Origin of the sequence: Rathayibacter sp. Leaf296 (genome assembly GCF_001423045.1) — a bacterium.
GTDB classification, from domain to species: domain Bacteria; phylum Actinomycetota; class Actinomycetes; order Actinomycetales; family Microbacteriaceae; genus Rathayibacter; species Rathayibacter caricis.
Genome location: NZ_LMNR01000002.1, coordinates 117274 through 137811, shown reverse-complemented (window position 1 = coordinate 137811; position 20538 = coordinate 117274). Strand labels below are relative to the sequence as shown.

Genomic DNA, 20538 nt, shown 5'->3' with positions numbered 1-20538 from the left:
TGTCACCGGCTGTGCTCTTCGGCGAAGAGCCGGTCGAAGGCGTCGACGCGCCGGTCGATGACCGTCGTGGGCGTCTCGAGATGGACGGCGCCGCTGGGGATGAGCCCCGCGCCGCCGAACCGCTCCATGACGCGCCACTGCGCGGCGACGTCCTCGCCGCTGTGCTCCGGGGGCAGCTGCTCCCAGAAGTCGAAGCCGCCGCTGGCCACGAGGGCGTCGCGACGGTAGAGGACGCAGGCGCCGAGCCAGGCGACGCGGTACGCGCGCCAGTCTCCCTCGGCCACGTCGAGGCGGGCGGCGAGATGCGTCAGATTGGCCGCGTTGTGCAGCGGCCAGCGCTCGAACTCCGGGGTGCCGCGGCGGATGCGCTCGGGCTGCACGCCGTCGTCCCACGGTTCGAAGGCGGTCTGCTCGTGCGGACGCTCGTCCTCGAGGTAGGACAGACCCTGCACCGCGGAGCCGACGAAGCCGCAGCCGAGGCGCTCGAGGGCCTCGTGCAGGCGGAGCAGAGTGCCCGGCTCGAGCCACACGTCGTCGTCGAGGAACAGGACGGCCGGAGCGCTGGACAGCGAGAGCAGGTACTGGCGCTGCTCGGCGAGACCGCGGCGCGGGAGGTGACGGGTGACGAACGGCGCCCGGCCCTGCGCCTCCAGAACGCGCAGCATGGCGAGCACGGTCGGATCGTTCTCGGCGACGGCGTCGTCGGACTGGTCGCTGAGGAACACGCGGAACGCCGGATCGTCCTGCGCCGCGAGACCGGCGAGGGTCGCGGCCAGTTCGGCGCGGCGCCCGACCGTCGGCACGAGCACGTCGATCAGCGGGGCGTCGGGCTCGGTGGGCCGCCCCCATCGGCCCGACCAGCGCCGGCTGGTCACCGCGGGGCCGCCGATCGGATGCGCTGCACCATCTCGGTGGTGGAGTGCTCGGACACGTAGCCGACGGTGGTGACGGTGCCGCCGTAGGAGCGGACGACCACCGCCTCCTGGAGCATGTCGGGGTTGTAGTCGCCGCCCTTGACGTAGACGTCGGGCCGTACGCGCTCGAGGATCGGGATGGGGGTGTCGCCGCTGAAGAGAGTGACGTAGTCGACGCAGCCGAGTTCGGCGATCACTCCGGCGCGGTCACCCTCGGGGTTGATCGGGCGGCCCTCGCCCTTGAGGCGGCGGACGGAGTCGTCGTCGTTCACCGCCACGACCAGCACGTCGCCGAGCTCCCGCGCCTGGCGGAGGTAGGCGGTGTGGCCGCGGTGCAGGACGTCGAAGCAGCCGTTGGTGAAGACGATGCGGCGGCCGCGGCGCGACTCCTCGGCGAGGACCTCGACGAGGCGGTCCTCGCCGAGGACCACGGCGCCAGGGGCGGCGAGGGAGGCGAGGAGGTCGTCGGCCGAGCAGACGGAGGTGCCGGGGCGCTGGACCACGACGTCGGCCGCAGCCTGGGCGAGGTCGACGGCGGTGGCCAGCGAGCGGCCGGCGGCGAGGGCGAGCGTGGCGGTGGCGGCGAACGTGTCGCCGGCTCCGGACGCCTGCTTCTCCTCGGCGGGCTGCGCGAAGGTGCGGCTGACCGTGCCGTCGGCGTCGAGCGCGACGGAGCCCTCGCGGTCGAGGGTGACGACGACGTGACGGGCGCCGGAGCGCTCGCGGAGCTCATCGGCGGCGTCGCGGACGGCGGTCGCCCTCGCTGCTCCTCGGCCGAGCTGCGCGCCCAGGAGCGCCTCCGCCTCCTTCGCGTTCGGCGTGACGAGGTCGGGACGGGCGAAGGCCCAGTCGGCGAGTGCGTGCGCGTCGATCACGAGCAGGCCCGGGCGGTGCTCGGCGAGCACGCGCTCGACGGCCGCGCGGAGGATGCCGGAGCCGTAGTCGCAGACGAGCACGGCGTCGGCGCCCTCGGCCGCCCGCACGGCCAGCTCGGCGAGCCGCGCGATCTCGTCGTCGGAGGGGCGGTGCGGCCCGGAGTCGACGCGCAGCATCACGCTGTCGCCGCCGACCACGCGGGTCTTGATCGTGGTGGCGGCGGCGGTCCGGAGGATCGACCCGGTGTCCAGGCCCGCCCGCTCGAGCGACGCGATCAGGCGGTCGCCCTCGGGATCGCGGCCCGCGACTCCGACCGTGCGGACCTCGGCGCCCAGGGCGCGCAGGTTCGCGGCGGTGTTGGCGGCGCCGCCCGCGACGTCCACGACGTCGTCGAGCCGGAGGACCGGGGCCGGAGCCTCGCGCGTCACGCGCTCGGCGTCGCCCAGCCACCAGGAGTCGAGGATGAGGTCGCCGACGACGGCGACGACCGGCGGGTGCTCGCGCACGTGCGCGACGAGCGCGCTCGCCCGCTGGAGCGCGGAGCCCTCGAGGCTCATCGTGCGCCGCCGGGCAGGACGGGGAGGCCGAAGTGGACGACCGTGGTGGTGGTCATCTCGTCCAGCAGCTCGGGGCCGTAGCCGAAGCCGGAGCCGCTCGTGCCGCGCGGCTGGGCGCTGCCGCCGGGGGCGCCTCCGAAGACGGCGTTGATCTTGACGGTGCCGACGGGCAGGGCCGCCGCGGCGCGGTGCGCGTGCTCCATGTCGGCGGTGAGCACGGTGGCGGCGAGGCCGTAGGGGCTCGCGGCGGCGCGGAGGAGCGCCTCGTCGAAGTCGTCGACGACGACGATCGGAGCGACGGGGCCGAACGTCTCCTCCGTCATCACGAGCATCTCGTCGGTGCAGTCCGCGAGGACCGTGGCGGGGTAGAAGGTGCCGTCGCCGGGCTCGCCGCCGGTGAGGGCGCGGGCGCCCGCCCCGAGCGCCTCGGTCACGTGCTCGTGCACGGCGTCGCGCATCCGGGCGTCGACGAGGCGGGGGAGGGGGCCCGCGCTCCAGCGGTCGGCCTCGGCGACGAGCGCCGCGGTGAACGCGTCGGCGACGGCGCGGTGCACGTAGATCCGCTCGACGGAGGTGCAGATCTGGCCGGCGTTGGCGAAGGCGCCCAGAGCGGCCTGCTCCGCGGCCCAGACCGGGTCGACGTCGGCGTCGACGACGAGCGCGTCGTTGCCGCCGTTCTCGAGGATCACGTGCGCGCCGGTGACTGCGGCGACGCGGGCCAGCGCACGGCCCGTGGCCGTGGATCCGACGTGCGCGAGGACGGCGACGCCCTCGGTGCGGGCCAGGGCGTCGCCGACGGCGCCGTCGCCTTCGACGAGCGTCAGGACGCCCTCGGGGAGGGCCTCGGCGAGGATCCGCGTGAAGAGGGCGCCCGTGCCGGGGCTGCGCTCGCTGGGCTTGTGGACGACGACGTCGCCCGAGACGATCGCAGCGCCGAGCATGCCGGCGGCGACGGCGACGGGGTCGTTCCACGGGGTGAGCGCGAGGACGACTCCGCGCGGGTGCGGAAGGGCGAGGTCGACGTTGAGGGCGCCGCCGCGGAGGGACTTGCCGCGGTGCAGCGGGCCGAGCTCGGCGTACTGGAGGAGGGTGTCGACTCCGGCGCGGACGCCGCCGAGGGCGTCTCCCGCGGGCTTGCCGGTCTCGTCGGTGTTGAGGGCGGCGAGCTCCTCCTCGCGGTCGGCGACGCGGTGCGCGGCGGCGCGGAGGAGGGCCCCGCGCTCGGCGGGCGGGGTGGCGGCCCAGCCGGGGAACGCGGCGCGGGCGCGGGCGACGGCTGCGGTCGCGGTGTCGGTGGTGCTGCGGGGGGCGTCGTCCGCGGTGGCGGAGTCGGCGGGGGTCGCGGTGTCGATGGTCACGGTCACCTCTCGTTCCAAGGCTCGCCGGAGGCGGCGGGCGCGTCTGCCCACGTCCGGTACCCCGGGGGTCCGCGGCTAGACACGGCGCGCGGGATCGCCGGACGGGGTTGCGCGGGAGGCGGGTGGTGCCGCGCGGTTCCGCAGAAGTTGCGGGAGAGGCGCGCGCTTACCGCAACTTTTGGGGACGTGAGGGGGCGCCTGAGTGGAGGGGCGGGCGCGGTTCCGCAGAAGTTGCGGGGATCGCGCGCGCTTACCGCAACTTGTGGAGAAGCGAGTCGGCTAGCGGGGGAAGCACGGGAGAGGGGACGAGCGGTGACGCGCCTCCGGAGCCGCTCAGGCCGCGCCGAGGCGCGTCACCGCGGAGGCGATGGCGGGGGTGGTCTCGCCGTCCGGCCAGCGGAGGACGACGCCCTCGCCCGGGACGAGGCGGCCGATCGGGGCAGTCGCGGCGTGCGGGGAGCGCATCCGTCCCCGCCCCGCCCGGTCGGCGGTGAGCATCGCGAAGCCGGGGAAGCAGGAGAGCCAGTCGGCGACTCCGGCGGCCGCGGGGCGGGGGATCGCGGAGACGTCGAGCTCGGCGGCGGTGCCGGACGCCTCGGCGAGCATGCCGACGGTGCCGACGAGGCCCGCCATGCTGACGTCCTTCGCGCCGTCGGGAGCGCAGGTGCCGACGCTCGCGGCGAGGGAGCGCAGGACGTCGGGGGAGCGGCCGGAGGTCGAGTCCCACTGGGCTCCCGCGTACCCGGGGCGCCAGGATCCGCTCAGATCGGCCGTCAGGCTCAGCTCGTGACCGAGCGGGGCGGAACCGGGGACCGGGCGGGAGGTCCGGCCCAACCCTGTCACGGACAGCGCGGCGGGGACGCCGAGCTGGGTGTGCCCGCCGAGCAGTGGAACGCCCCAGGCCTCGGACGCCGCGCGGAGGCCGCGCAGGATGCGGGCGGCGGAGCCTGAGTCGCGGGCGCCGACCGCGTCGAGCAGGCCCACGGGATCCGCGCCCATGGCGGTGAGGTCGTTCACGTTCACGAGCACCGAGCACCAGCCCGCCCACTCCGGATCGCGCTCGACCATCGAGGGGACGATCGCGTCGCAGACGGCGATGAGGTCGGAGCCGGGCACGGGGGCGCCGTCGTCGCCGCGGAAGCCGGGGCCGCCGAGCTGACCGGCGAACGCCTCGAGCAGCGGTCCGAGGGAGGCCTTCGCCGATCGGGCGAGGCGGTCGAAGCGGTCGATCGGCCAGCGCATCCGCACGTGCGGCAGGCCCGCGACGTCGGCGGTGCCCAGGCGGTCCCAGCCGAGGCGGCGGAAGAGGACCTCGTTCTGCCGCTGCACGGTCGCCTCGAAGCGGATCACTCCGCGCGACTCCGCCTCGGCGCACGCGGCGCGCACGAGGGCGGCACCCAGCCCGGCCGCTCCGCGGGCGTCGCGGCGGACCACGAGGCGGCTGCCGGTCCACCAGCCGAGGTCCTGCTCGAGCGCGGGCGCGAGGCGCACCCCGCCGACGACCTCGCCGCCGAGGCGGGCGACGAGCACGACGGTGCGGGGATCGTCGTCGAGGGCGTCGCGATCGTCGGAGTCGAAGAGCTGCTGCTCCTCGACGAACACCGCACGGCGCAGGGCGCGATAGGCGCGGGCGTCGGCCGCGTCGGCGACTCCGATCGACGGCAGGGCGGCCGGAGCGGTCCTCCGCACACCCTCGAGGATCGACAGCTCCATCAGGCGCCGGCGGTCTTCAGCACGCCGCACGCGCCGCAGGCGGCGCATCCCGCCTTCTGGCCCGACGACAGCATGCCGGCGGCGATGAGCAGCGCGGCCACCTGCTCGCTGACCGTCTCGAGGAGCGAGCCGGCGGGCGGGAGGACGTGGTCCACCTCCGTCGCGAGCGTGCCCTTCAGGGGGCGGAACGGGACGACGAACGGGTACACGCCCATCTCGATCAGCTCGCCGGCGCTCGCCACGAGCTGGTCCGGGTCCTCGCCGAGGCCGACGAGGAGGTAGGTCGACACCTGGTTGCGGCCGAAGATCCGCACGGCCTCCGCCCACGCCTCCTTGTACTTCTCGGTCGAGACGCGGGCCTTGCCGGGAGTCCAGCGGCGGCGGATGTCGTCGTCCATCGACTCGATGTGGATGCCGATCGAGAGGGCGCCGGCGTCCTTGAGCTCCTGCAGCGCCGCGAGGTCCTCGGGCGGCTCGCACTGCACCTGGATCGGCAGACCGGGCACGGCCTCGAGCACGGCGCGGACGCAGCGGGCGAGGTGGCGGGCGCCGCGGTCGCGGCCCTTGGAGGTGCCGGTCGTCATCACCATCTGGCGGATGCCGTCGAGCCGGGCGGCCGCCTCGGCGACCTCGGCGAGCTGCGCGGGGGTCTTCACCGCGATGGTCGAATCGTTCGTCAGGGATGCCTCGATGGCGCAGAAGCGGCACCGCTCGGCCTCGTCGTAGCGCATGCAGGTCTGCACGACGGTGGTGGCGAGGATGTTGCGGCCGTGCAGCCGCGCGATCTTCTCGTACGAGACGCCGTCGGCGGTCGCGAGGTCGTAGAAGCGCGGGCGCTTCACCGGCTCGACGTCCAGGCCGATGTCGGCGCCGTCGAGCAGCAGGCGTCCGTTGGTGACGGAGTAGGGGCTGCGCGGATTCACGGGGATCGCGGCGCCGAGGCCGCCGAGCACGACGTGGCCGTCGTCGCTCGGGCCGGCTCCGGCCTCGCGGTGCACGGGGGCGTCGACCCGGATGCCCTGCAGGGCGATGTCGACGCGGGTGCGCAGCGGAGTCGCTCCGCAGGACGCGTCGGCGGAGTCGGACGGGACGGAGTGCGAGGCGGTGCGCAGGCGGGGCATCTGCAGATCGGTCATGGGGCTCCTCGGTGCATCGAGTCGAGCGGTGCGCGGCGCGGACGTCCGTCGCCGTGACCACCCATTAGAGGCGCCGGGTGTTTCCGAACGATGACATCGGGAACGCGATCGTGTTACATCGGCGACGGCTGTCGTGTAACGCAGGCTTCTTCCGCTCGAAACCACACGGAAACAGGAGCGGCCTTGACTGATCGGTACCGGGAGGCGTCCTCGACGACCCGGCCCCGTCGCTCCGCTCGTCCGGATCCGCCCCGAGCGACACCCGCATCACAGCACGACCGCATCACCGGCTCTCCTGTCCCGCACCATCGCACCGCGCTGAGGCGCAGTCGTCCCCCACTCGCACCGTGCTCAGGCGCGGTCGTCCCCCTCGCACCTGCGCCCCTCGGCGCAGTCCCTCGACGAACCCCGGAGGTTCCCGTGTCCGACATCGAAGACCAGATCACCGCCAACATCGAGAAGTCCCGCTCCGAGATCGCGCACCCGTCGCTCCCGAACGGCAGCAACCTCTACGGCTCCACCAAGGTGTTCCCCGACTACCAGGCCGAGCCCGGCCAGTCGTACTTCACGCTCGTGCACGGCATCGCCCACGAATCCTCCGTCAGCTTCGTCGCGATCCTGCAGGCGACCCGCGCCGCCCGGAAGGGCTTCGAGTCGGCCGTGTACTTCTACGGTCCCGGCACGATCAACGCGATGGCGACCCGCGGCTTCCCCACGGTCGGCGACTCCGGCTTCCCGGGCGAGCAGAACATCAACAACGCGCTGAAGACGTTCATCGAGGAGGGGAACCGCGTCTTCGTCTGCCGCTTCGGCATGGCGCTGCACGGCCTCCGCGAGGAGGACCTGATCGAGGGCACGATCCCGTGCCACCCGCTCGACGTGCAGGACGCCCTCATCCACTACGCCCGCAAGGGCGCCATCATCAACTCGACCTACAACCTCTAGGCGCCCGCGATGACCGTCGTCGGATCCGTCGCGGCCAACTTCACCCGCGACCTCGATCAGAACTACGCGCTCATCCGGGCGCTCGTCGACGAGGCGAGGGAGAAGCGCGTCGAGTTCCTCGCGCTGCCCGAGGCCGCGATCGGCGGCTACCTCTCCTCGCTCGGCAACCACGGCGACACGATCCGCACCACCACGCGCTCGATGCCGCCGGCGATCTCGCTCGACGGCCCGGAGCTGCGGCGGGTGCAGGAGATCGCGGGCGACCTGCTCGTCGCGATCGGCTTCTGCGAGCTCGACGAGGACGGCGAGACGCGGTACAACGCGGCGGCCTTACTGGACGGCGGGCAGATCTACGGCAGCTACCGCAAGGTGCACCAGCCGCTGGGCGAGCACATGTCGTACTCGCCGGGCCCCGGCTACGCGGTGCACGAGACTCCGGTCGGCCGCGTCGGCCTGCAGATCTGCTACGACAAGGCGTTCCCGGAGGCGGCGCGCTCGATGGCGCTCGACGGCGCCGAGATCATCGCCTCGCTCTCGGCGTGGCCGGCCGCGCGAACGGCGACCGCCGAGAACCTCCAGGAGGACCGCTGGACCTACCGGTTCAACCAGTTCGACATCGCCCGGGCGCTCGACAACCAGGTCTTCTGGATGGCGTCGAACCAGTCGGGCACGTTCGGATCGCTGCGCTATGTCGGCAACGCGAAGGTCGTGGATCCGGGCGGGAACATCCTGGCGACGACACTGCTCGGCTCGGGCATGGCCGTCGCCGAGATCGACGTGCAGGGCACCTTCGAGGCGATGCGCGGCGGCATGTTCCACCTGCGCGACCGCCGCCCCGACGCGTACGACATCGACCGGGTCTGGAGCGGAGGGCTCGTCCATGCCTGAGATGACCTTCCGGGTCCGCTGGCCCGACGGCGTCGAGGAGCGCTGCTACTCGCCGAGCCTGGTGATGCACGACTTCCTCGCCGCGGGCGAGAGCTACCCGCTCGAGGACTTCGTCGACCGTTCGAGCGAGGCCCTGCGCATCGCGAGCGACCGCGTCCGCGCGAAGTTCGGCTTCGCCTGCACTTCCGCGATGCAGCAGGAGGCGGACATCGTCGCCGCGGCCGCCCGCTTCGACGGCGGACGCGTCCGCGTGCTGGCCATGGATCCGCCGGCGGTGCCCTCGTGACGGCGCTCGAGAACGGCCGGCACGTCGAGGTCGCGGTGATCGGAGCGGGCCAGGCCGGCCTCTCGATCAGCCGGCACCTCACCGACGACGGGATCGACCACCTGGTGATCGAGCGCGACACGATCGCGCACGACTGGCTCGACCGGCGGTGGAGCAACTTCACGCTGGTCACCCCGAACTGGCAGTGCCGTCTGCCCGGCTACCCGTACGACGGCGACGACCCCGACGGGTTCATGACGCGCGACGAGGTCCACGCGTGGGTCCGCCGCTACGCCGCGTCGTTCGACGCCCCGGTGGCCGAGGGCACCGAGGTGCTGCGGATGCGCGAGCGCGAGGGCGGCGGGTTCGAGGTCGTCACCTCGCGCGGCACGATCACGGCCGACCGCGTCGTCGTGGCCACCGGCGGCTACCACCGTCCGGTGCTGCCGGCGGTGGCGCAGCGGATCCCCGACTCCGTCGCGCAGCTGCACTCGGCCGACTACCGCTCGGCGGCCGACCTGCCCGAGGGCGGCGTGCTCGTCGTCGGCTCCGGTCAGTCGGGCGCGCAGATCGCGGAGGACCTGTTCCTCGAGGGCCGCGAGGTGCACCTGGCGCTGGGCACGGCTCCGCGGGTCGCCCGCTTCTACCGCGGGCGCGACTGCGTCGCCTGGCTCGCGGACATGGGTGTCTACGACGTGCCCGTGCACGCGCAGGTCGGCGGCCTCTCGAAGCGGGAGTCGACGAACCACTACGTGACCGGGCGCGACGGCGGCCGCGACATCGACCTCCGGGCCTTCGCGCGCGACGGCATGCGCCTCTACGGCCGGCTGCAGAAGGTCGACGGCGGGGTGCTGCGCTTCGCGCCGACGGCGGAGGCGTCGCTGGACTACGCGGACTCGGTGGCGGAGTCGATCAAGAACGACATCGACGCCTACATCGAGCGCTCCGGAGTGGCGGCGCCGACCGAGGCGCGGTACGTCCCCGTCTGGCGGCCGGAGCGCGAGATCGAGGAGCTCGACCTCGCGGCGAGGGGCATCACGAGTGTGATCTGGGCGGTCGGCTTCCGCTCCGACTACTCCTGGGTGCAGGTCGGCGTCTTCGACGGAGCGGGGCACCCGACGCACCGCCGGGGCGCCACCGCCGTGCCGGGGCTCTTCTTCCTGGGCCTGCCGTGGCTGCACACCTGGGGCTCCGGACGCTTCGAGGCCATCGCGCGCGACGCGGGCCACGTCGCGGAGCAGCTGCGCTCCGGTCGCCGACTGGACCGGCTCGAGAGCACCGCGGTACGGTGACGCCCACCGGTCGCGGGGCCGGTCGCCGGGAAGAGGACCATGACGACGATCACCATGGCCGCCGTCGCGGCGCACTTCGGCCGCGACCTCGAGCGGACCCTCGTGAAGCTGCCCGGGATGATCGCCAGCGCCCGCGAGCGCGGGATCGACCTGCTCGTGCTCCCCGACGCCACGCTCGGCGGCTACCTCCTCGACCTGCACCACCCGGGTCCCGACGATCTGCCGGAGGCGGTCGAGGTGGACGGACCGGAGGTGGCGGCGGTCGCCGAGATGGCCGGGGACATGACCGTCTGCTTCGGCATCGCCGAGCGGGCCCTCGAGGGCGGGGAGGCTCGGCGCTACAACTCCGCCGTCTGCGTGCAGGGCGGTGAGGTCATCGGCACGCACCGGAAGGTCCACCTGCCGCTGGGGGAGTCGCAGGTGTACGCGCCGGGCGACCGCTTCGGCGCCTTCGACAGCCCGGTCGGGCGGATCGGCATGATGATCGACTTCGACAAGACGTTCCCGGAGTCGGCGCGCTCGCTCGCGCTGGACGGGGCCGAGATCCTCTGCTGCCTCAGCGCGTGGCCGGCCAGCGTGACCGACCGCTCCGACCGCATCCGCAACGACCGCCAGGCGCACCTGTTCGACCTCTACGACTGCGCGCGGGCGGCCGAGAACCAGGTGTACCTCGTGTCCTCGAACCAGACCGGGGTGCTGGGCGGGCTGCGCTTCCTCGGGCAGGCCAAGGTCGTCGATCCGGCGGGCGAGATCGTGGCGAAGACCTGGGCGAAGGGCGGTCTCGCGACCGCGACGGACGACGTCGCCGCCTCCGTCGCCCGCGCTCGCCGCAGCATGGACCACCTCCGCGATCGGGCGGAGCACAGCTACCACCCCGGCGTGCGGCTCGCGGCCGACGAGGGCTGACGGCGTGCGGATCGCGCTGCTGACGTACTCGACCCGGCCGCGCGGGGGAGTCGTGCACACCCTCGCCCTCGCGGAGGCGCTCGCCGCCCGCGGTCACGAGGTGACGGTGTGGACGCTCGGGCGCGGGGGCGACGAGGCGTTCTTCCGGCCGGTCGCGCCGGCGGTGCGGGTGCGGGTCGTGCCGTTCGCGGCGCGCGACGACGAGAGCGTCGGCGACCGCATCGTCCGCTCGCTCGCCGCGATGGCCGCGGCGCTCGGAGGCGAGGCCGACGTCGTGCACGCGCAGGACTGCATCTCGGCGAATGCGGCGCTGGACGCCGGATTCGCGGGGCCGGGCGGACTGCTGCGCACGGTGCACCACCTGGACGAGTTCACGACTCCGGCGCTCGTCGCGTGCCACGAGCGCGCCCTGGTCGCCCCGGCGGCGCTCGTCTGCGTGTCGCAGGCGGTGGCCGACGACGTGACGGCGGGATGGGGACGGCGGGCGGAGGTGATCCCGAACGGGGTGGACGCGGCGCGGTTCGCGGCGGCGGCCGGGAGCGACGCGGCGCTGGAGTGGCGCGCCCGGCTCGGCCCGTACGTGCTCGCCCTCGGCGGCATCGAGCCGCGGAAGGGCAGCATCGACCTGCTCGAGGCGCACGCCCGCCTCGCTCCGGGCACCGCGCTCGTCTTCGGCGGAGGCGAGACGCTCTTCGACTACCGGCCGTACCGCGAGGAGTTCGAGCGCCGGGCCCGCGAGCTCGGGGTGTCGCCCGTCGTGCTGGGCACTCTGGCAGAGGAGGAGGTCGCTCCGCTCGTCGCCGGTGCGACGGTGCTCGGCTTCGTGTCGACCAAGGAGGGCTTCGGTCTCGCGGCGATGGAGGCGCTCGCCGCCGGGGTGGCCGTCGTCGCCCGCGATCTGCCGGTGCTGCGGGAGGTGTTCGGCGACACGGTGGCGTACGGGGCGGACGTCGAGGGGATCCGGGCGGCGCTCGCGGCGGCCCTCGACGGGTCGGCGCCGCGCGACGGCCGGGCGCTCGCGTTCTCGCACGACTGGCGCGACGTCGCGGCCCGGCACGAGGACCTCTACCGTCGGCACCTCGCGAGCTGATGCGCCGCTCCTTCTCGCGCTGCGTGACGGCGCTCGCCGAGGCGGATCCGGAGCGGATCGTGGTGATCGCGGACGACCGCACCCTCACGGCGGGCGAGCTCGAGGCCGACAGCACGCGGCTCGCCCGGGCGTACCTGGCGCTCGGAGTGACGCACGACTCGCTCGTCGCGGTGTCGCTGCCGAACACGGCCGAGTTCGTCGTGGTCTGCGCGGCGATCTGGAAGGCGGGAGCGACTCCGCTGCCGCTGTCGAGGGACCTCTCGCCGAGCGAGCGGGCGGAGATCGCCGAGCTCGCGCGGCCGGCGCTGGCCGTCGGCTTCGCGCTGGACGGGGTGCCGTCGGTGCCGGCCGGGCACGTGCCGGACCCCGCGCTGCCGGACGCGCCGCTGCCGGACGCCGCCGCCTCGTCGTGGAAGGCGCCCGCCTCCTCCGGCAGCACCGGCCGCCCGAAGATCGTGCTCGCCGCCGCGCCCGCCGTCATGGATCCGACTCAGCCGGTCGCCGCGTTCCTGCCGCGGGAGGGGGTGCAGCTGGTCGCGGGGCCGCTCACCCACTCGGCGACCTTCACCTACGCGTTCCGCGGGCTGCTGACGGGACAGCGGCTCGTGATCCTGCCCCGGTTCGACGAGCGGCGGGTGCTCGCGGCGATCCAGGAGCACCGGGTGACCTGGGCGCTGCTGGTGCCCACGACCATCCACCGGCTGCTGCGCTGGCCGGGGCATCGCGACGTCGACGTGTCCTCGCTCGAGACGGTGCTGCACCTGGGCTCGCCGTGCCCGCCCGCTGACAAGCGCGGGCTGATCGAGTGGGTCGGGGCGCGGACGGTGGTCGAGGTGTACGCGGGGAGCGAGTCGAACGGGCTCACGATGATCCGCGGCGACGAGTGGCTCGAGCGGCCGGGCAGCGTCGGCCGGCCGATCGGAGGGACGGAGGTGCGGATCCTCGACGCGGACGGGGCTCCGGTGCCGGTCGGGCGGCCGGGCACGATCTGGATGCGGCGCGGCGCGGATCCGGCGTACCGCTACCTCGGCGGGGAGTCGCGCCGGACCGGGGACGGCTGGGACACGCTCGGCGACCTCGGCTCGCTCGACGCGGGCGGCTGGCTGACCGTGCTCGACCGCGTCGACGACCTCGTGCTGCGCGGCGGGGTGAGCATCCACCCGGCCGAGATCGAGCGGGTGCTGGAGGAGCATCCGGACGTGCGCGGGGCCGTCGCGTTCGGCGTGCCCGACGAGGACCTGGGGCAGGCGATCGAGGCGGTGGTCGACATCGACCGGGCAGACGTGGGGGCGGAGGAGCTGCTCGCGTTCGCGCGGCAGCGGCTCGGGCGGGCGCGCACGCCGCGGGCCCTGCGGCTGCAGCGGGAGCCGCTGCGCAGCGATGCGGGGAAGGTGAACCGGCGGCGGCTGCGCGAGGGGTGAGCGGGGCGCCGGTTCCGCAGGAGTTGCGGTATCCGCTGGCACTTCCCGCAACTTGTGGAGAGCCGAGGGGAGGCGTGAGGCGGTTGATGTTCGGGTCGTGCGTGCGTACTGGTTCCGCAGTATTTGCGGGAACCGCTCGCGTTTACCGCAATTGTGGAGGAGGAGAAGGAAGGGGGCGCGCTCAGTCGCGCGGGCAGTGCAGCTGGGTGCGCTCGCCGGAGCGGTCGATCGAGTGCTGCGCCATCGGTCGGCCGCAGAGCGGGCAGGCGGGGTCCGCGGGGGCGACGTAGGGCTCCTCCGGGCGGCCGATGCCGACGTGGGCCGGGCCGGTGAAGGAGTAGATCGCGCGGTTGATCCGGTTGTAGAGGCCCGGCTTGCCGTCGAAGGGATTCATCGGGTTCGGCGTGCGGTTCGAGGTGCCGTCGTTCTTCCTTCGTGCCATAAAGGTTAGTATACGAAGGATTACGGCGAGCGGCGAGGGAACACGGGGTTCTGCTGTCGATCGCCCGGCCGCCCGCTGGCAGACTCGAGTGATGAGTGCGGCACTGCCGACGGTGTCCGGCTTCGAGCACGCGAGCCGTCGGGTCGACGAGGCGGTCGCCTTCTACTCGAACGGCTACCACGGCACGCGGTTCCGGGCGGAGCCGCTGCCCGACTCCTTCTTCTTCCGCTACACCGCGCTGGGCGACGAGCAGGTCAGCGTCCGCACCTCCACCTTCCGCGGCTCCATCCGCGGAGAGATCGCCCCGCAGGGGGAGTACGTCGTCTCGTGGCTCCAGGCGGGCCGTGGAGTGATGGACGTCGGCCGAGACGAGACGCCGCTGACGCGCGCACGCCCGGCCGTGTTCCCCACCGGACGCCCGTTCGAGTTCGACTTCGGCGAGTACGACCAGAGCCTCGTGCACGTGGACGGCGGGTTCCTCGAGGGAGTCGCCGCGGAGTCGACGGGCGCCGATCCGGCCCCGCTGGTCTTCGACCACCGCGTGGTGCCCCGACCCGCCGATGTCGACGCCTGGTGGGATGCGGTGCGCGACCTGTCCGGGCTGCTCGCCTCTCGCGCGTCGGCACTGCAGCTGGCCGAGGCCGACCGCGGAGTCGCGCTGCGGCTCCTCGCTGCGTTCCCGCACCGCCCGGTCGCCGTCCCCGCCGACGTGCTCCGGCCGCGCAACGCCCACCTCCTCCGAGCGGCCGAGTTCGTGCACGCCTTCGCCTCATCGCCGATCTCGCTCAGCGACATCGCGGACTCGGCGGCGCTCACCCCGCGCGCGCTGCAGCTCGCGTTCCGGCGGCACTTCGGCCGGACCCCGCTCGGCTACCTCCGCGACGTCCGGCTCGACCGGGCCCGCGACGAGCTGCGGCACGCGGATCCGGACACGACGACGATCGCCGCGGTCTCGGCGCGCTGGGGGTTCCTCAACCCGGGCCGGTTCGCCGGCGCGTACCTGCAGCGGTTCGGGGAGTATCCGCTCGAGACGCTGCGCCGAGGGCGCTGAAGCGGGTACACGGCGCTGAGGCGGCTCAGGGCCCGCCGAGCCAGTGGTCGATGCGGTGGTGATCCGGCGTGAAGCCGTGGTCGACGCCCCAGAGCACGGCCTGCGTGCGACTCGTCGCTCCGATCTTCCCGTAGACGCTGCGGATGTAGGACTTCACCGTGTTGGGGCTGAGGTAGGTGAGCGCCGCGACGTCGGCGTTGCTCTTGCCCTGCGTGATGAGCGCGAGGATCTCGGACTCGCGGTCGGTGATGCCCTCGTGCCGGCCCGGCCAGTCGAGCCCGGGCGCGGCTCCGGCCCGCTGCGGCGGATCGCTGACGACGACCTCGCCCGCCGCGACGCGCTCGAGGGCGGCGACGAGGTCGCGCGCGGGCAGCGTCTTGGAGAGGTAGCCGTGCACGCCCTGCTCGAGCGCATCGGCGACGAGGGTCGGCGCGAAGTTCCAGGTGTAGACGACGACGTGGCGGGCGCGCGGGTTCTTCACGAGGCCCGCGATCTCGTCGTGGTCCGACTCCGGCTGCGCGAACGAGTCGTAGAGCACGACATCGATCGTGTCGGACAGTGTCGCGTTGGCGTCGATCTCGGCGACCAGCACGCGGTGGCGGTAGTGGTCGAACATGTGCGCGAGGCCGGTGAGGACCACGTCGTAGTCGTCGACCAGCGCGACGGTGAGGGGCGCGGTCCGGGACATGGGTCGGACGCTACCGCACCCCGGCGAGGCGCGACCACACCCCCAGGGGTGTACCGCCGCCTCCCTGCGGGTGGAACCGTTGCCTCAGGCCCCGCACCAGCAGGGCTGACACGCGGACCCGGTCCGCCCAACGGAAGGTGACCATCGTGATCGGTCTCATCATCAGCATCGTCGTCGTCGGTCTCATCGCCGGAGCGCTGGCGCGGCTCCTCGTCCCCGGACGGCAGAGCATCAGCATCCTCATGACCATCGTGCTCGGCATCGTCGGCTCGTTCGTCGGCGGGTTCCTCGGCTTCCTGATCTTCGGGCAGGACGCCGGCGACGGATTCCTGCAGCCGGCCGGCATCATCGGCTCGGTCATCGGCGCGATCATCGTGCTGCTCGTCTACACCCGCTTCGCCGGCCGCTCGGGCGCGCGCCGCTGACCCCGCGGGGTCGACTCCGGTCGCGGGCGTTTCGGATCGGGCCGTCCGGGGAAGGGGAGGAGTGCACCTTCCCCGGATCCGGCCCGCCGGCTCCGCACCACCGAGAGGAACACCCCGTGGTCGCCATCGCCCCCTTCCGAGAGCGTTTCGACGGAGTCGAGAGGATCGCCGTGCTCCGCGGCGGCGGCCTCGGCGACCTGCTGTTCGCGCTGCCGGCCGTGGACGCGCTGGCCGCCTCCTATCCGGGGGCCGAGATCACCCTGCTCGGTACCCCCGCCCACCGCGTCCTGCTCGAGGGCGGAGTGTCGCCCGTCGCCGACGTGGAGGTGCTGCCCGTGGCGCAGGGCGTCCGCGACGGCCAGGGCGAGGACCCGCGGGTCGTCGAGGACTTCACCGCCCGGATGCGCGCGCGCTCCTTCGACCTCGCCGTGCAGCTGCACGGCGGCGGGCGCTACTCCAACCCGTTCCTGCAGCGATTGGGCGCGCGCCACACCGTCGGCTGCCGCACGCCCGACGCGGCCGAGCTCGAGCGCACGATCCCCTACGTCTACTACCAGCACGAGATGCTGCGCGCGCTGGAGGTCGTCGGTCTCGCCGGGGCGCCGGCGGTCCGGCTGGAGCCGGAGCTGCGCGTCGACGTCGAGCGCCGCGACCGGCTCGCGGCGACGCTGGGCGGAGGCGGTCCGCTCGTGCTGATCCACCCGGGGGCGACGGATCCGCGCCGCCGCTGGCCCTCCGAGTCGTTCGCCGCGGTGGCCCGGGCCCTGCTCGAGGACGGAGCGCGCGTGCTCGTCGTCGGCGACGACTCCGACGTGCCCGCCGCCGACGCGATCGTCGCGGGGGCGCCCGGCGCCGAGTCGTGGGCGGGACGCGTGGAGCTGCGCGACCTCGCTCCGCTGCTCTCGCTCGCCGACCTCGTGCTCGGCAACGACAGCGGCCCCCGCCACCTCGCCGCGGCGGTCGGCGCCCCCACCGTCGGCGTCTTCTGGGTGGGCAACGCGATCAACGCGGCTCCGCTCGGTCGGCAGCGCCACCGTGTGCAGCTGAGCTGGACCACGGCGTGCCCGGTCTGCGGTCGCGACTCCACGCAGGTCGGCTGGACGGCTCCGCGCTGCGAGCACGACCCGTCGTTCGTCTCGGACGTGCGGATCGAGGCCGTCCTGGAGGACGTGCGCGAGGTGCTCGCCTCCACCCGCTGAGACGCGAGATGCCACTCCGGTACGCCCACGACGGCGTGTCGCGTACCGGAGTGGCATCTCGCGGAGGGGATCCCTAGGGGATCAGGCTCACGGCCAGGACGGCTCCTCCTCGTGCGTGATGACGAGCTCGCGCACCTCGCAGCCCTGCGGCTGGCCGAGGACGAACATGACGGCGTTCGCCACGTTCTCGGGCTCGTTGAGCAGGGCGTCGGGGCCCGGCTTGTACTGCGCGTCGCGGTCGTCGAAGAAGCGCGTCTTCATGCCCGAGGGGATGAGCGTCGTGACGCCGATCTCGCCCTTGGTCTCGGCCGCGAGGGCACGGGTGAAGCCGAGCACGCCGAACTTCGACGCGCAGTAGGCGGTCGCGTCCGAGACGGCCTTGATCGCGAGCGACGAGGCGACGGTGACCACGCGGCCGTGGGTCTCGGTCAGGAACGGCAGCGCCGCCCGGACCACCGCGGCGGTGCCCAGGAGATTGACCGAGATGACGCGCTCCCACTCCTCCGGGTCGACGTCGACGAGGCGGCCGCAGCGGTCGATCCCGGCGGCGGTGACGACGGCGTCGAGTCCGCCGTGCTCGCGGGCGATGTCGACGACGGCCTTCTCGGCCTCGCGGGTCTTCGCGACGTCCACCTGGTAGGCGGCGACGCCCTCGGCCACGCTCGAGACGTCGCGGTCGAGCACGATCGGCGTGCCGCCCGCGGCGGTGACGGCGGCCGCGACGGCGGCGCCGAGTCCGGAGGCTCCTCCGGTGATCAGGACGCGGCCGATGGGGGTGGGGGTGAGACTCATGATGTCCTTCTGGGTGACGGTGCGACGGCGAGCGGGTGGCCGGCCGCCGCGGGGCGGGAAGAGGAAGTTCAGCCGACGCGGGCGAGCGCCGCGGCGAGGTGGGTGGTCGAGCGGCCCGGGTGGTACGGCACGGTGAGCACGCGCCCGCCCCACTCGGCGACGGTCGCGGTCTCGGGGAGGGACTCGGCGGAGTAGTCGCCGCCCTTCACCCAGACGTCCGGACGGATGCGGCGCAGCGCCTCGTCGGGGGTGTCCTCGCCGAAGACGAGCACCGCGTCGACGCACTCGAGCGCGAGCAGCAGATCGACCCGGTCGTCCTCGGGGATGATCGGCCTCGACGCGCCCTTGAGGCGGCGCACCGAGTCGTCGGAGTTGAGGCAGACGATCAGGCAGTCGCCCAGCGCCCGGGCCGCCGAGAGCGTGCGGGCGTGTCCCGCGTGCAGCAGGTCGAAGCAGCCGCCGGTCGCGACGACCGTGCCTCCGGAGCCGCGGACGGCTTCGGCGACGCGCAGAGCGTCGACGCCGGCGCCGTGCAGGACCGCCGTGTCGGCGGGGGCCGAGAGCGAGGCGACCCCGCCCGCGAGGAGGTACGCACCGGCGTCCGAGACTGCCGCGTTCACCGCCTCCGAGGCGGTCGCGCCCGAGGCGAGGGCCACCGCGGCCGACGCGGCGAAGCGGTCGCCCGCTCCGCACGGGTCGGTCGGCGGCACGGAGGCGGCGGGCACGACGACGGGCACGCCGGCGCCGCGCGAGCGCACCAGGGCGCCGCTGCCGCCCATGGTGACGGCGACGGCGGCGCAGCCCCAGCGCTCGAGCAGCGTGGTCGCGGCGGTCTCGGCGAGCGTGACTCCGCGGCCGGTCGCCTGCGAGAACGCGGTCGCCTCGGCGAGGTTCGGAGTCGCGAGCGCGGTGCCGGCGACGGGCGCGGTGCCGCGGGGGTGCGGATCCCAGACGAGCGGCACGGTGAGGGCGTCGAGCGCCGCGCGCAGCGACCCGTCCTCGGTGAGGCGGCGGCCGTAGTCGGCGACGACGACGGCGTCGACGTCCTGCAGCGCCGCCAGCATGCCGTCGGTGACGACCGGGACCGGCGGGCGCTCGCAGCCGCGGTCGAAGCGCACGACGGCCTGCCCCGAGGCGGCGACGCGGGTCTTCACCGGAGTCGGTGCTCCCGACGGGCCGGCGACCACGCGGATCCCGTCGAGCGCCGCGCGCAGCTCCGCCACGTCGGCGTCGGAGTCGTCGGCCAGCGCCGTCACGAGGGTGACGTCGTGCCCGTCGCGGGCGAGCATCCGCGCCACGAGCCCGGCCCCGCCGGCGCGCACGCCGCGGGTCGAGACGTCGACGACGGGCACCGGCGCATCGGGGCTCAGCCGCTCGGCGGGCCCCGAGAGGTCGACGTCGAGCATCACGTCGCCGACGACGGCGATCCGCAGGCGCGGGCTCACGCGGCGGCTCCCACGCGGGCGCGGATGCGGTGCTCGAAGGCCCGGCAGAGCGCGTGCACGAGCACGAGCTGCGCCTCCTGCACGTTCGAGCCGTGGCCCTCCAGGGCGATCGCCTCGTCGCACGCGTCGGTCAGCGGGTTGGGTCCGTCACCGGTGAGCGCCCAGGTGCGGGCTCCCGCGGCGCGGGCCGCCTCGGCCGCGTGCAGCAGGTTGGCGCTGCGCCCGCTGGTCGAGAGCAGCACGACGACGTCGCCGGTGCGCGCGTGGGCGGTGACCTGGCGGGCGAAGACGTGGTCGAAGCCGTAGTCGTTGCCGATCGCGGTGAGGCTGGACGTCTCGGCGTGCAGCGAGATCGCCGAGAACGGCACGCGGTCGCCGTCGAAGCGGCCGACCAGCTCGGCCGTCAGGTGCTGCGCCTCGGCCGCCGAGCCGCCGTTGCCGGCCGCGAGCAGCCGGGCGCCCGAGTGCAGGCGGTCGGCGAGCTCGACGCCCCAGGCGACGATCCGCTCGGAGTGGCGCTCCAGCTGCGCGACGACGTCGAGCGAGCGGGAGATGTGGTCGTCGACGATCCGCCGGGCGGCGTCCGTCGGGGTGTCCAGCACGGTGTCGATGCTCATCGTCGGGGGGCCGCCTTCCGGGTCTTCGAGGAGTGGGAGCTGCGGGGAGCGCCGGTCAGGACGGCGTCCCCGTCGCCGAGTCCGGCGAGGGTGGTGAGGTACGCGCGCTCCGTGTCCGCGGCGACGCGGTCCCAGGAGTAGCGCGACTCGACGCGCTCGCGACCCGCGGCTCCGTAGGCGCGGGCGCGCTCGGGGTCGGCGATCAGAGCGGCGAGGGCGGCGGCGAGGGCCGCCGGGTCGCGGGGCTGCACGTGCACGCCGGTGACGTCCTCGACGACGGTGTCGATGAGCCCGCCGACCGAGGACGCGACGACCGGCCGGCCGCACGCCATCGCCTCCAGCGGCACGATGCCGAACGGCTCGTACCACGGGGCGCAGACGACGATGTCGGCCGAGCGGAGCATCGCGGGCATCTCGGTCTGCGAGAGCTGGCCCACGAGGTGGACGCGGTCCGCGACTCCGAGGCCCTCGGCGACGCCGTGCAGGCGCTGGTACTCGGGATCGGCCGCGAGGGCGTC

21 protein-coding genes are annotated in these 20538 nt (G+C 74.2%); 10 read left to right on the top strand and 11 right to left on the bottom strand.

Annotation, left to right across the window (positions count from 1 at the left end; genetic code table 11):
• Nucleotides 1–2 precede the first annotated feature (2 nt).
• The 5 genes from ASF46_RS10930 to ASF46_RS10910 form a co-directional block, all read right to left on the bottom strand.
• A complete protein-coding gene (locus ASF46_RS10930; protein ID WP_082485439.1) occupies nt 3–875 on the bottom strand; it encodes a glycosyltransferase family 2 protein in 873 nt (290 codons plus the stop codon).
• Nucleotides 872–2347 (bottom strand): D-glycero-beta-D-manno-heptose 1-phosphate adenylyltransferase, encoded by a 1476-nt coding sequence (gene rfaE2, locus ASF46_RS10925; RefSeq protein WP_056867653.1) that lies wholly within the window; start codon nt 2345–2347, stop codon nt 872–874. Before rfaE2 ends, ASF46_RS10930 begins: the two co-directional genes overlap by 4 nt.
• On the bottom strand, nt 2344–3705 hold the full coding sequence (locus tag ASF46_RS10920; protein WP_082485577.1) for an aldehyde dehydrogenase family protein: 1362 nt from the start codon (nt 3703–3705) through the stop codon (nt 2344–2346). The genes rfaE2 and ASF46_RS10920 overlap by 4 nt, the downstream gene beginning before the upstream one ends.
• Before the next feature lie 333 nt (nt 3706–4038).
• Nucleotides 4039–5466, bottom strand: coding sequence for an MSMEG_0567/sll0787 family protein (locus tag ASF46_RS10915; RefSeq protein ID WP_082485438.1), 1428 nt, complete (start codon nt 5464–5466; stop codon nt 4039–4041).
• On the bottom strand, nt 5418–6554 hold the full coding sequence (locus ASF46_RS10910) for an MSMEG_0568 family radical SAM protein (protein WP_235576927.1): 1137 nt from the start codon (nt 6552–6554) through the stop codon (nt 5418–5420). Before ASF46_RS10910 ends, ASF46_RS10915 begins: the two co-directional genes overlap by 49 nt.
• A 420-nt stretch (nt 6555–6974) precedes the next feature.
• On the opposite strand from ASF46_RS10910, the gene ASF46_RS19730 reads away from it, so the two are divergent.
• The 7 genes from ASF46_RS19730 to ASF46_RS10875 are packed head-to-tail and all read left to right on the top strand — an operon-like array spanning nt 6975 to nt 13361.
• Nucleotides 6975–7499 (top strand): MSMEG_0572/Sll0783 family nitrogen starvation response protein, encoded by a 525-nt coding sequence (locus tag ASF46_RS19730; RefSeq protein WP_056867650.1) that lies wholly within the window; start codon nt 6975–6977, stop codon nt 7497–7499.
• 9 nt (nt 7500–7508) lie between these two features.
• Entirely contained in the window at nt 7509–8387 is an 879-nt protein-coding gene (locus ASF46_RS10900) for a carbon-nitrogen hydrolase family protein (protein ID WP_056867649.1), read from the top strand.
• A complete protein-coding gene (locus ASF46_RS10895; RefSeq protein WP_056867648.1) occupies nt 8380–8673 on the top strand; it encodes an MSMEG_0570 family nitrogen starvation response protein in 294 nt (97 codons plus the stop codon). Before ASF46_RS10900 ends, ASF46_RS10895 begins: the two co-directional genes overlap by 8 nt.
• The gene (locus ASF46_RS10890) at nt 8670–9944 is read left to right on the top strand and encodes an MSMEG_0569 family flavin-dependent oxidoreductase (protein WP_056867647.1); all 1275 of its coding nucleotides are present in this window, start codon (nt 8670–8672) and stop codon (nt 9942–9944) included. The genes ASF46_RS10895 and ASF46_RS10890 overlap by 4 nt, the downstream gene beginning before the upstream one ends.
• Before the next feature lie 39 nt (nt 9945–9983).
• Nucleotides 9984–10850 (top strand): carbon-nitrogen hydrolase family protein, encoded by an 867-nt coding sequence (locus ASF46_RS10885; protein WP_056867646.1) that lies wholly within the window; start codon nt 9984–9986, stop codon nt 10848–10850.
• Nucleotides 10851–10854: 4 nt separating this feature from the next.
• Nucleotides 10855–11940: an MSMEG_0565 family glycosyltransferase gene (locus tag ASF46_RS10880; RefSeq protein WP_056867645.1), complete on the top strand. Its 1086-nt coding sequence runs from the start codon at nt 10855–10857 to the stop codon at nt 11938–11940.
• Nucleotides 11940–13361, top strand: a complete 1422-nt coding sequence (locus ASF46_RS10875; RefSeq protein WP_056867644.1) for an AMP-binding protein — start codon at nt 11940–11942, stop codon at nt 13359–13361. Before ASF46_RS10880 ends, ASF46_RS10875 begins: the two co-directional genes overlap by 1 nt.
• 181 nt (nt 13362–13542) lie before the next feature.
• On the opposite strand, the gene ASF46_RS10870 is transcribed toward ASF46_RS10875, so the two are convergent.
• Nucleotides 13543–13803: a hypothetical protein gene (locus tag ASF46_RS10870; RefSeq protein WP_235576926.1), complete on the bottom strand. Its 261-nt coding sequence runs from the start codon at nt 13801–13803 to the stop codon at nt 13543–13545.
• Between the two features lie 91 nt (nt 13804–13894).
• Between ASF46_RS10870 and ASF46_RS10865 the strand changes: the two genes are divergently transcribed.
• On the top strand, nt 13895–14854 hold the full coding sequence (locus ASF46_RS10865; RefSeq protein ID WP_056867642.1) for a helix-turn-helix transcriptional regulator: 960 nt from the start codon (nt 13895–13897) through the stop codon (nt 14852–14854).
• Between the two features lie 25 nt (nt 14855–14879).
• Here the strand turns inward: ASF46_RS10865 and ASF46_RS10860 are convergent, their stop codons facing one another.
• Nucleotides 14880–15542, bottom strand: a complete 663-nt coding sequence (locus tag ASF46_RS10860) for a response regulator transcription factor (RefSeq protein WP_056867641.1) — start codon at nt 15540–15542, stop codon at nt 14880–14882.
• A gap of 146 nt (nt 15543–15688) precedes the next feature.
• Here ASF46_RS10860 and ASF46_RS10855 point away from each other — a divergent pair, with 146 nt between their 5' ends.
• Nucleotides 15689–15967 (top strand): GlsB/YeaQ/YmgE family stress response membrane protein, encoded by a 279-nt coding sequence (locus ASF46_RS10855; protein WP_055793914.1) that lies wholly within the window; start codon nt 15689–15691, stop codon nt 15965–15967.
• Between the two features lie 116 nt (nt 15968–16083).
• A complete protein-coding gene (locus tag ASF46_RS10850) occupies nt 16084–17166 on the top strand; it encodes a glycosyltransferase family 9 protein (RefSeq protein WP_056867640.1) in 1083 nt (360 codons plus the stop codon).
• Nucleotides 17167–17253: 87 nt separating this feature from the next.
• Here ASF46_RS10850 and ASF46_RS10845 read toward each other — a convergent pair whose 3' ends face one another.
• The 4 genes from ASF46_RS10845 to ASF46_RS19725 form a co-directional block, all read right to left on the bottom strand.
• Complete coding sequence (locus ASF46_RS10845) at nt 17254–17958, bottom strand: SDR family oxidoreductase (RefSeq protein ID WP_055793508.1); 705 nt, start codon at nt 17956–17958, stop codon at nt 17254–17256.
• 68 nt (nt 17959–18026) lie between these two features.
• Nucleotides 18027–19391, bottom strand: a complete 1365-nt coding sequence (locus ASF46_RS10840) for a PfkB family carbohydrate kinase (protein WP_056868543.1) — start codon at nt 19389–19391, stop codon at nt 18027–18029.
• An 8-nt stretch (nt 19392–19399) separates the two neighbouring features.
• Nucleotides 19400–20020, bottom strand: coding sequence for a D-sedoheptulose-7-phosphate isomerase (locus ASF46_RS10835; RefSeq protein WP_056867639.1), 621 nt, complete (start codon nt 20018–20020; stop codon nt 19400–19402).
• Nucleotides 20017–20538: glycosyltransferase (locus tag ASF46_RS19725; RefSeq protein WP_235576925.1), on the bottom strand; the 522-nt coding region annotated here is incomplete at its 5' end. The genes ASF46_RS10835 and ASF46_RS19725, both read right to left, overlap by 4 nt.